Here is a 9,890-nt window from a genome sequence, read left to right as displayed (position 1 = left end):
TCACACCAACCGATACACCAGCACGCCCTTGGCAATCAGGCGTCCCTCGCTCTCGGTGGTGATGGTAACGTCGGAGAAGATGAGCTCCTTGCCGCGCTTGTTGACCTGGCCCTCGGCGATGAGGTTCTCGCCGCGGGCGGCGGAGATGTACTGGATGGTCAGCGTCACGGTGGAGCCCCGGAAACCCTTACTCAGGTCGTGACCGCAATAGCAGGCCAGCGACCCGGCGCAGTCCATGAGCGAGGCAACCACGCCGCCGTGGTAGGCATCGCCGCCGCCGGTGAGTTCCTTCTTGTGGGGAAGGCGCATCTTCACGTAGTCGTCGGCGGTTTCAAGAATTTCGACGCCCAGGTGCTGGTGGAAGGGAACGCCCGGAAAATAGGCAACGGCGGGGTTGTTGGCATGCTTGCTCATGGTCTTGGCTCTCGCGTGCTGGAATGTGGAGGCTTGATAGCCCGCACGTCGCATGCGGGCAATTAAGCGCAGCTTACTCTTCGCCCCCGCCTGGGGGCGGGGCGCTTCCTGCCCGCACGGCGAGCGCGCCTTCAAGGGTCGGCCAGAAATCGCGCACGAAGGCATCGGCAATCGCCTGATGCCCGCGCTGGTTGAGGTGTCCGTCGTGGGAGAAATACAGGCGGGTGCCCGCGTCCTCGAGCGCCTTGAGCTGGTGGCGGGGTACGAAGACCGGGACCCCGTGGGCATCGCCCCACTCGCGAAGCCGCATGCCCAGCGCGTCGAAGTCGTAGTCGTTCCCGTCAAGTTTCCACTGTCGCTGCACGTCGCCCCAGTCATAGGTGCGGTAGACCCCGTCGGTCTCCATGCTGGTGGTGGAGGGAATCATGGCCAGAGCGAAGACGCCGCCGGCTTCCTGCACGTCTCTGGCGTAGCGGGTGAGGATCGCGATGAGCAGATCGAGCTTCTTCTGGACCTGCTCGGGCGGTTTCTTGAGGTGGATGGCCATGGGGACCTCGCCCTCGCCGCTGAAGCTCATGCGGGACTTGATGAACACGTACAGATGGGAGTGCGAGCGCAGGTAGCGCCGCAGTCCCAGGAAGGGTTTTTGCTTTTGCTTGAGCGAGAGATCGGGGGCGTGCTCGGTGAGCATGCCGGAATCATCGAGCGTGAAGTAGGGCTTGGGAAAGCGGGCGAGTCGCTGGAGGATGTCATCGACGTCGTTGTCGAAGAACCACTCGACCACGAGTTTGGGGTGGTAGCGCCTTCCAACCTCGCGCCAGTGCAGGTAGTGCTGGCCCGTGCCGGTGCCGAACATGCCCAGGTTCAGCCACGCATACTCGGGAATCGCGGCGGCGATTCTATCGGAGAAGCGCTCGGGCATATCGACGCCCCAGCCCCAGAGAAAGGAGTCGCCGGTAAAGGCGGCGACGTCCTGTTTGTCTCCGACGATCTCATCGAAGTTGGGGCCGCGAAACCCGTCGGAGTTGGTCTGCACTTCGAGGGTGAACTCACCCTTGCCCAGCCGGTAGCGCAGGTTCGGCCGGGTCATCAGGCCGAGCTTTTCGTCGCCGTAGATGTGGGTGGTCTCCCCGGCGGGCGAGAGCACCGTGACCTCGCCGATGGATTCGAGCAGGTTGCGCTGGGGGGCAATCAGCCGCATGGCCCCTTCAAGGACCAGCAGGCTCACCACAATGGTCGCGAGCAGCAGGGCCAGGTTGAGGGCGACGCTGCGCAGTACGGAGGGTTTGGCTTGGGACTCATCTGCCATGAAAGGTGGTTTCCAGGGGTTGAGAGCCGACCTGGACGCTGCCGCCCCGGCCGTGGGGCCCCATAGTGGTCGCAGGCCCCGGCGCCGTCAATTTCCGGGGCGGGGCCCGCAAGCGGGCAGGGTGGACTCCAGGGGGCGTATCGGACAAAGTGCCGCCCGCGTGGTGAGGCCTCACGCTCCCAGAACCCCTGGCACATGACCCAAACCGACCAGCCATCAGCCGATCATCGCCCCGCCTACCTGCGCGGGCATGTGCCCGTGCTCGACGGCGTGCGCGGACTGGCCATTTTGCTGGTGGTGGCCCTGCACGTGGCCACCGGGATGAGCGAGCCCACGGCCGGTTTCGACTGGTGGGTCTGGCAGTTCTCCATGGCCGGCTGGACGGGCGTCGAGCTCTTCTTCGTCCTCTCGGGCTTTCTCATTACCGGCATCCTGAGCGACAGCCGCGAGGCGCCCAACTACTTCAAGTCCTTCTACGGCCGGCGCGTGCTGCGCATTTTTCCGCTCTATTACGCGTTCCTCATCGTCATGCTGATCGTGTGGTCGCAGCGGCGCCCCGAGGCGCCCTTTGGGGAGAGCGCCTGGTGGCACTTCGCCTACCTGCAGAACTATCTCAAGGAAGACTCGGGCATCCGCGCGCTGGGGGTCACCTGGTCTCTGGCCATCGAAGAGCAGTTCTACATGGTCTGGCCCATGCTGGTGTACCTGCTCTCGCGAAAAGCGATGATCCGCCTTTGCATGGCCATCTTCCTGCTCTCATCGGTGTTGCGCGCGGTTCTCTACTACCAGGTCGATCCCTGGTGGATGATCGGTTCCTACGCGGTGACGCCGACGCATCTGGACGGGCTCACGGTGGGGGCGCTCATCGCGCTGGTGGTGCGCACCCCCGGCGGGATGGAGCGCCTGGGGCGCTGGCTGCGTATCACCCTGCCGGTCGGAGTGATTGGAACCGTGGCCTGCATGGTGGCCGCGGGCGATGCCCGGCCGCGCATCATGCCGACGGGCCTCATCGGGATGAGCTTCTTCGCCCTGATGTTCGGCTCGCTGCTGCTCTCGGCCATTCGGGCGGAGCCCGGCAGCATCCTGCACCGGATCTTCGCCAGCCGCTTTTTGCGGGTGTGGGGCAAATACAGCTACGCGGTCTACCTGCTGCACATCCCGGCCATCTCTCTGGCCCGGAACTATGTGGCTCCCGCCCTGTGGAGCAAGCCCCGGTATCCGACCCTCCTGGGTTCGGAGATTCCCGCTCTCCTGGCCCAGAACGTCATTGTGGCAGCCATCTCGCTGGGCTTTGCCTGGCTTAGCTGGCATCTGCTAGAAAGGCACTTCCTTGCTCTGAAGGACCGGTTCGCCATTGCGAAACCCGTGGAGCATGCTGAGCGTCAATGAAGAAACAGCCTGAAGCTACCCAAAAGAAATCCCTGTGGCGCACCGTGATGGACTGGTGGCAGCCCATCGCCGACAAGATCGCCGACTTCAACTCGCGCGTCCTGCTGGGGATCGTCTACATCGTCGCCTTCGCGCCGATCGGCATCATCCTGCGGCTGGTGAGCGACCCGCTGCGCATCAAGAAAATCGAGCACTCCGAGAACTCCTTCTGGGAAGAGCACCACAGCGACAATATCGATGTCGAGGCATGGAGAAGGCAGTTTTGAACATCCTTGGAATCAGCGCCTACTACCACGACTCGGCCGCCTGCCTGATGCAGGACGGCGAGGTTGTCGCCGCCGCGCAGGAAGAGCGCTTCTCGCGCAAGAAGCAGGACGAGGGCTATCCGAAGCTCGCCGTCGAGTACTGCCTGCAGGAAGGCGGCATCACCTACAAGGACCTCGACTACGTCGCCTTCTACGACAAGCCCTTCGTGAAGTTCGAGCGCCTGCTCACGACGTATCTGGCCACCTTCCCGCGCGGCATCCGTTCGTATCTCAAGGCCATGCCCGTGTGGCTGAAAGACAAGCTCTGGGTGCGAACCCACATCCGCGATGAGCTGCCCGGCTTCGGGGGCGAGATCCTCTTCGGCGAGCACCACCAGTCCCACGCGGCGTCGAGCTTTCTGATGAGCCCCTTCGAGGAAGCGGCCATCTGCACCGCCGACGGCGTGGGCGAGTGGACAACGACGAGCCTCGGATACGGGCAGGGCACCAAGTTCGAGCTCACCCGCGAGATCCGCTTCCCCCACTCCATCGGCCTGCTCTACTCGGCGTTGACCTATTATCTTGGATTCAAGGTGAACTCGGCCGAGTACAAGGTCATGGGCCTGGCGCCCTACGGCGAGCCCAAATATGCGCAGAAGATGATGGACGAGATCATCGAGATCAAAGACGATGGTTCCTTCCACCTGAACATGAAGGTCTTCGACTTCGCGACCGGCCTTCGCATGACCAACGCCAAGTTCGACAAGGTCTTCGGCCAGCCCCCGCGCGCCGGTGACGAAGCCGAACTCACCCAGTTCCACAAGGACATGGCGGCGAGCGTGCAGCTTGTTACCGAGGAAGTGATGCTGCGCATCGCGCGCACCCTGCACAAGCAGACCGGCAGCAAGAACCTTTGCCTGGCCGGCGGCGTGGCGCTCAACTGCGTGGCCAACGGCCGCATCATCCGCGAGACCGAGTTCGAGAACATCTACGTGCAGCCCGCCGCCGGTGATGCAGGCGGCGCCATCGGCGCGGCCGCGTACGTGTGGCACTCGTTGCTGGGCAACCCCCGCAACGGCGGCATGAAGAGCGTCTACCTTGGACCCAAATACCCCGACGAGGAAATCGAGACCTATCTCAAGGAACTCGGCGTTCCCTACAAGAAATATTCGCCCGAAGAGATGGTGAAAGAGACTGCCAAGCTCATCGCCGATCAGGCCGTGGTGGGCTGGATGCAGGGGCGCATGGAGTTCGGACCGCGCGCCCTTGGCGGGCGCAGCATCCTCGCCGACCCGCGCAATGAAGAGAACTGGCAGCGGGTGAATCTCAAGATCAAGTTCCGCGAGAGCTTCCGCCCCTTCGCGCCGGTGGTGCTGGCCGAAAAAGCCGAGGACTGGTTCGACCTGCGCGGCAAGGACAGCCCCTACATGCTGCTGGTCGCCCAGGTGCACGAGAATAAGCGCACGATCCCCGCGGTCACCCACGTGGACGGCTCGGCGCGCATCCAGACCGTCACCCGCGAGCAGCACCCCGAGTACTACGACATCATCAAGGCCTTCGATGAACTGACCGGCTGCCCGGTGCTCATCAACACGAGCTTCAACGTCCGCGGCGAGCCCATTGTCTGCACGCCCCAGGACAGCTTCCGCTGCTTCATGCGCACCCACATGGACGCCCTGGTCATGGGCTCGTTCATCCTGCGCAAGGAAGAGATGCCCGAGCAGATCGAGGGCGAGGACTGGAACCAGCAGTTCGAGAGGGACTAGTCTTTGCGCGGCCCCACCGGCTGTCATCCTGAGCGCAGCGAAGGATCGGTTGGAGGCGGCACGGACGCGATTCTTCGGGGCGCAGCGCGCCCCTCAGAATGACAGCCGATTGGAAGAGGCAATATGGCCGAAGAGAACACCCCCGAAGTCGAATCACAGGTCCCCGCCAAGCGCGGCTTCTTCGTGCGCCTGCGCGAGCGCCTGGGCATCCTTGCCGAGTTCTGGGACTTCCTGCGCGTGCGCAAGAAGTGGTGGCTGGGGCCCATCGTGGTCATCCTGCTCCTGCTCAGCATCCTGATCGTGATGACCCACGGCAGCGCGATCGCGCCGTTTATCTATACGATTTTCTGATTTCCGGCGGCATTGCCCGTGTCACCGATTGTGCGTAACGTGCCAGTATGCTTCGAATCTGGATGCGAATTGCGTTTGTTGCGGCAATGGTGTTGCCACTGTCATTGATCGGTTGCGCACATCACGCAGCAGAAACTCCAGCATCTGGTGCCAGCACGCATGCAGTGCTTCCGGCTTCAGGGCTCGAACAGTTCTTCGATGAGAGCAATCGTCCCTTCTGGAAGCCCGAAATCGAGCATATTGAAGGGCTGCAGAGGGGACTTCGCGCGGTCTTGCGCGAGAGCGCAGACGAACGAGCTGGCATGATTCTCGAGCAGTTCGGCGACTACCGGCTGCAGTATGTGGGAATCACACGGGACGGCCGGCGAGCGATTGCAGTCAGTGGATTCTGCCGAGCACTCTGGAGCGATTTTCCGGACTGGCAGACCAGGCTCGTAACAATCAGAGGTGGCGGCACCTGCTTTTGGGGCGCGACCTGCAATCCCGACACGAAAGAGTGTGTCGGTCTCTCTATCAATGCGCGTCGCTAGGCGTGGCCCTACCCAACCCCCTGAAATCACTGCCGAACAAAAACCGTAAATTTCTCTGGAAATCCAACGCGGGCTTTGATAGCCTGAGCTTCACTTTGTGCATGGCGCTTGCGCGTCAGGGAGGGGATCATGGCTGCCGCCACTACCGCTTATACGAAGATCGATTCGCCGCTGGGGCCGGTGCTGATTGTCGGCACCGAGCGCGGGCTCACCCACATTTCCTTCCAGAAGTGCACGCAACCGCTGGCCATCGATCCGGCCTGGCAGGAAGGCGCGCCCTTCCTTGAAGAGGCGGCGCGCCAGCTCACCGAGTATTTCGCCGGAAAGCGCCGCACGTTCAAGCTGAGGCTCGACCCGGCCGGCACCGATTTCCAGCAGAAGGTCTGGGCCGCGCTCTGCGAGGTGCCCTACGGCAAGACCGCGACCTACGGCGAGATCGCGAAAGTGATCGGGGCGCCCACTGCCTCGCGCGCGGTCGGGGCGGCCAACGGAGCCAACCCGCTGCCCATCGTCGTGCCCTGCCACCGGGTTATCGGCAGCACCGGCGCGCTCACCGGTTATGCCGGGGGGCTCGAGTTCAAGCGCGGGCTCCTCGAAATCGAGGGCTGGCACTTCGGCTCCGAGCAGCTCCGACTGGTCGGATAGGGCGATTTCTGGGGCGCGGCACTTGTCGCGGGCCCGGCAATCCACTTAAATCGGGCGCAACGCGTCCATGGCAGCTAATTCAAAAACCCAGGGCATTCGTGCGACCCTCATGCTGGTCGCCGCCGCCATTGGCTGGTTCTGGGGCGGGGGCTTCCTGAGCGTCGCCTTCGACGCCGGGCCCCAGTCGCTTCCGGGATCGGCCGATGCCGCATGGGCGCGCTTCAGCCCCGACGGCCGCCTCGTCGTGGGCGGTGCCGGGGAATCGGCGAGCGTGTGGGACGTTGAGAAGAACAGCGCCGGCAGCGCGTTGCCCGCGGCGCCCCCGGGCGACCGGATCCTGAGTGCGGCCTTCTCTCCCGACGGAACGCGCCTGGCACTCGGACTCTCCGACGGCAGCGCGCACGTCTATCTGTGGAAAACCCGCGCGCTGCTCAAAAAGTTCAACACAAGCGGAGCCTTCGTGCGGGAGGTGGCCTTCACTTCCGGCGGTCGCCATTTGTGGACACGCTCTTCGGGGGTCGAGGTCTGGGACCTGGATTCCGGCAAAGCGATCGCGCGTCCGGGTGCCGGGCTGGCGATTGCCGCCTCGGCTGCGGAGGACGTTGTCGCCGTCGCGAGCGGCGGCGAGATCCAGCTCTATTCGGGTGACGGGCGCGAAAGGCTCGCGCGCATCAGTGACTTCGACGGCGCCCCGGCGGCGCTGGCCTTCTCACCCGACGGCCTGCACCTGGCGCTCGCGCTCTCCGAAGGCGAAGTGCGCATCTGGAGCGCGAAGGGCAAGTTTGAGCGCGCGCTGACAAAGCCCGACGCCACGCTCGCTTCGCTGGCGTGGTCCTCGGACTCGAAATATCTGGCCGCGGGGGCGCGCGACGGAAGGCTTCTCGCCTGGAACGCGATCACCGGTGTCTTCGCACTGGAGCATCAGGACGAGGACGTGCGCCCGGGCGGGCCCGCCGTGCTGGAATTCGAGCCCGGCACCCATCGCCTTCTCTATTCGCTCGTGACAAAAGAAACTTCGGAGCTTCGCATCGCGGGCCTTCTTGGAGGCGCGCAGTGAGCGAAGAGAAACTCAATCCCAACCGCCCGGCCGAGCCCCTGAAGATGGAGCCCATGCCGCCGCCCTCGGCGCTCTACATCGTCGTCGACGCGCTGGTGGGCGTGGGGCTGCTGGCCTGGGGCGTGTGGCTGTGGCGGGAATACGGAATCTACCGCTCGCTCCTGCAGGGTTGCACGGGCTTCCAGTGCGGCCTGCCGTTTCAGCAGTTCCTGCTGCGCGCCCTTGGCGGGCCGGGCCTCGTAGTCGGCTTCCTGGCCGCGGCACGCTTCTCGATGGGGCAGGGGAGCCAGCGCAGCTCGACAAAGGTGCCTCCGGAGATTGCCATCACGCTCGCCGGAGTGATCGCTTCGCTCTTTGCGGGCAAGGCGCTCGCCATGGCGCGCGCCTGCGGCGGCGAAGATGCGCAGCGCGCGCTCTGCCAGATCGATGCTGCCGCGCAGGCGAGCCTTGGCATCGTGCTCGCGCCGGCCTTTGTCTACATGCTGCTCGTATGGATCTTCGGCCAGCGACGGCAGCGCCCGCAGAAGATTGCGGCGACTCCACCGGGTGGCAAGCCCAAGATCGCGCCGCCCTCCAAGGGAAGCACGCCGCTTGCCTCGCGCCCGCGTCCGGCGGCCAAGGTGGCTGAGCGAAAGTATACCGCGCAGCCCACCACCATGGGCCCCGTTCTTCCGGAGGGCGTCAAAGCGGTCGATCCTTCGAAGCGTCCCAAGCTCAAGGCCGGCACCAAGACCGTCAACGGCGTGCGCATGCTCGAATACGACGAGCACGGCGATCTCTCCACCAGTACGAACCTGGTCGCAGTCTCGGTTGGCCTGGCCTTCCGCTGCTGGATGGTCTGGGCGCTCGTGGTGGCCATTGCAGCCGCGGTGAATTTCTCGGGCTGTCTTCGCGCGGGCGCCTTGTTGGGCACGGCATCGAGCCTTGGATGCGGGCGCACGCTCTCGCTCAGCATCTTCTGGTTTGCATTCGCCGGACCGATCCCGCTGATCGCGCTCGTCGCGGCGGTAACGCGGGCGGTGATGCTGATCGGGCCGCTCAGCCGCACCATCGCGCAGTCGATTGCGCCGCTCGAATTCATTTCCAAGAGCGTGCCGCTCGGACTCTTCAGCGGCATCTGGCTCCTCATCTGTCTGATGTTCACGGCCGAGTGGGCACTGCCGGGCCTGCGCGCGGGACTTGGCGGCACCCCGCCCGCGGTCTTCGGCGAACTCGAATGGGACGGGAACATCGGTATGGTCGAGGGCGGCGAGCTCCTGCAGTTCCCCGCCACCATCACCGGCGAGATTACCGGCAGCAAGTTCACGGGCATGGTCGAGCGCAGCTCCGGCGCGCCGCTCTTCGAGACGCTCACGGGCCGCGCCTCGGGCAACACCCTCTACCTGCGAAGCGTGGGCAGCAAGGGCTGGTGCCTTGAATGGTCGCGCGCGGTTGCCACCCTCGATGGCAAGAACCTCACCAGCAGCGCGCTCGCGTTTGGCTGCCACGGCATCGCTCACCGCAACTTCCAGGGAACGTCGGCAACAGCCGGCACCGGCAACGTCGTCGACGACCTGTTCAGGTAGTTCCGCTGCTGTAGCAATTCGAGTCGCTCGATCCCCGAACCAGCTCTCTGATTGCCTCGTCCAGTAGTATCCGTTGTAATGAGTTCAATTGAACCCAATGGAAAAACGAACACATTACATGCTGCGTGTGCTTGTCGTAGTGGTTGCCTTCACGGCGGGGTGGCTCGCCGAAGGGGGCTACCTGCGAGCAGGCCATCAGAGCGTGCAGGTGCTTCCCGGCTCCCTGCAGGCGGGCGTTGGGGTATTCAGTCCAGACGGCCGCTTTGTGGTGGGCGGGGCGCAGCGTGCGTGGGCGAATATCTGGGACACCGCTCGCAATGTGGGGGTAGGCCAGCTGCGCCTGGGGCGTGTCGGGGCTGAGTACACTGGCCGGTTGCTCATGCACGAGGCGCCCCATCTCTACTCGGCGGGTTTCTCCGGTGACGGCAGCTATCTTGCGCTGGGTATGATGGATGGCACAGTCCGTCTCTTCGACTGGAAACGACGTGAACAAATCCGGGTATTTGTCGATCCACGAAAGTCCTTGATCGGGCAGGTCGCCTTTTCGGCGAGCTCGGATCACCTCTGGGTGCGCGGGGCGACCTTGCAGGCGCGAACGGATGTCTGGGAACTCTCCACC

Annotated in this window: 11 protein-coding genes; 9 read left to right on the top strand and 2 right to left on the bottom strand. The window is 64.3% G+C overall.

Going from position 1 to position 9,890, the window contains the following annotated elements:
• Complete coding sequence (locus tag KDH09_06310; protein MCB0219292.1) at positions 1 to 414, bottom strand: PaaI family thioesterase; 414 nt, start codon at positions 412 to 414, stop codon at positions 1 to 3.
• A 73-nt stretch (positions 415 to 487) separates the two neighbouring features.
• A complete protein-coding gene (locus tag KDH09_06305) occupies positions 488 to 1,723 on the bottom strand; it encodes a hypothetical protein (GenBank protein MCB0219291.1) in 1,236 nt (411 codons plus the stop codon).
• 195 nt (positions 1,724 to 1,918) lie between these two features.
• On the opposite strand from KDH09_06305, the gene KDH09_06300 reads away from it, so the two are divergent.
• The 9 genes from KDH09_06300 to KDH09_06260 all read left to right on the top strand — a co-directional run.
• On the top strand, positions 1,919 to 3,112 hold the full coding sequence (locus KDH09_06300) for an acyltransferase (protein MCB0219290.1): 1,194 nt from the start codon (positions 1,919 to 1,921) through the stop codon (positions 3,110 to 3,112).
• Entirely contained in the window at positions 3,109 to 3,378 is a 270-nt protein-coding gene (locus tag KDH09_06295; GenBank protein ID MCB0219289.1) for a hypothetical protein, read from the top strand. The genes KDH09_06300 and KDH09_06295 overlap by 4 nt, the downstream gene beginning before the upstream one ends.
• Entirely contained in the window at positions 3,375 to 5,123 is a 1,749-nt protein-coding gene (locus KDH09_06290) for a carbamoyltransferase (protein MCB0219288.1), read from the top strand. The genes KDH09_06295 and KDH09_06290 overlap by 4 nt, the downstream gene beginning before the upstream one ends.
• Positions 5,124 to 5,246: 123 nt before the next feature.
• Positions 5,247 to 5,474 (top strand): hypothetical protein, encoded by a 228-nt coding sequence (locus tag KDH09_06285; protein ID MCB0219287.1) that lies wholly within the window; start codon positions 5,247 to 5,249, stop codon positions 5,472 to 5,474.
• 47 nt (positions 5,475 to 5,521) lie between these two features.
• Positions 5,522 to 6,004 (top strand): hypothetical protein, encoded by a 483-nt coding sequence (locus KDH09_06280; GenBank protein ID MCB0219286.1) that lies wholly within the window; start codon positions 5,522 to 5,524, stop codon positions 6,002 to 6,004.
• 129 nt (positions 6,005 to 6,133) lie between these two features.
• Complete coding sequence (locus tag KDH09_06275) at positions 6,134 to 6,649, top strand: methylated-DNA--[protein]-cysteine S-methyltransferase (protein ID MCB0219285.1); 516 nt, start codon at positions 6,134 to 6,136, stop codon at positions 6,647 to 6,649.
• Between the two features lie 67 nt (positions 6,650 to 6,716).
• Positions 6,717 to 7,706, top strand: a complete 990-nt coding sequence (locus KDH09_06270) for a hypothetical protein (protein MCB0219284.1) — start codon at positions 6,717 to 6,719, stop codon at positions 7,704 to 7,706.
• Positions 7,703 to 9,271 (top strand): hypothetical protein, encoded by a 1,569-nt coding sequence (locus tag KDH09_06265; GenBank protein ID MCB0219283.1) that lies wholly within the window; start codon positions 7,703 to 7,705, stop codon positions 9,269 to 9,271. The genes KDH09_06270 and KDH09_06265 overlap by 4 nt, the downstream gene beginning before the upstream one ends.
• Before the next feature lie 97 nt (positions 9,272 to 9,368).
• The coding region (locus tag KDH09_06260) for a hypothetical protein (GenBank protein MCB0219282.1) at positions 9,369 to 9,890 on the top strand (522 nt) is incomplete at its 3' end.

The organism is Chrysiogenia bacterium, from assembly GCA_020434085.1.
Lineage (GTDB): Bacteria > JAGRBM01 > JAGRBM01 > JAGRBM01 > JAGRBM01 > JAGRBM01.
Note: the sequence above shows the minus strand (reverse complement) of the source record. Positions and strands in the feature narration are given on the sequence as shown.

Excerpts from the sequence above, each read along its gene's own strand:
- KDH09_06310 (MCB0219292.1), bottom strand. The coding sequence starts at position 414 with ATGAGCAAGCATGCCAACAACCCCGCCGTTGCCTATTTTCCGGGCGTT.
- KDH09_06305 (MCB0219291.1), bottom strand. The coding sequence starts at position 1,723 with ATGGCAGATGAGTCCCAAGCCAAACCCTCCGTACTGCGCAGCGTCGCC.
- KDH09_06300 (MCB0219290.1), top strand. The coding sequence starts at position 1,919 with ATGACCCAAACCGACCAGCCATCAGCCGATCATCGCCCCGCCTACCTG.
- KDH09_06295 (MCB0219289.1), top strand. The coding sequence starts at position 3,109 with ATGAAGAAACAGCCTGAAGCTACCCAAAAGAAATCCCTGTGGCGCACC.
- KDH09_06285 (MCB0219287.1), top strand. The coding sequence starts at position 5,247 with ATGGCCGAAGAGAACACCCCCGAAGTCGAATCACAGGTCCCCGCCAAG.
- KDH09_06280 (MCB0219286.1), top strand. The coding sequence starts at position 5,522 with ATGCTTCGAATCTGGATGCGAATTGCGTTTGTTGCGGCAATGGTGTTG.
- KDH09_06275 (MCB0219285.1), top strand. The coding sequence starts at position 6,134 with ATGGCTGCCGCCACTACCGCTTATACGAAGATCGATTCGCCGCTGGGG.
- KDH09_06270 (MCB0219284.1), top strand. The coding sequence starts at position 6,717 with ATGGCAGCTAATTCAAAAACCCAGGGCATTCGTGCGACCCTCATGCTG.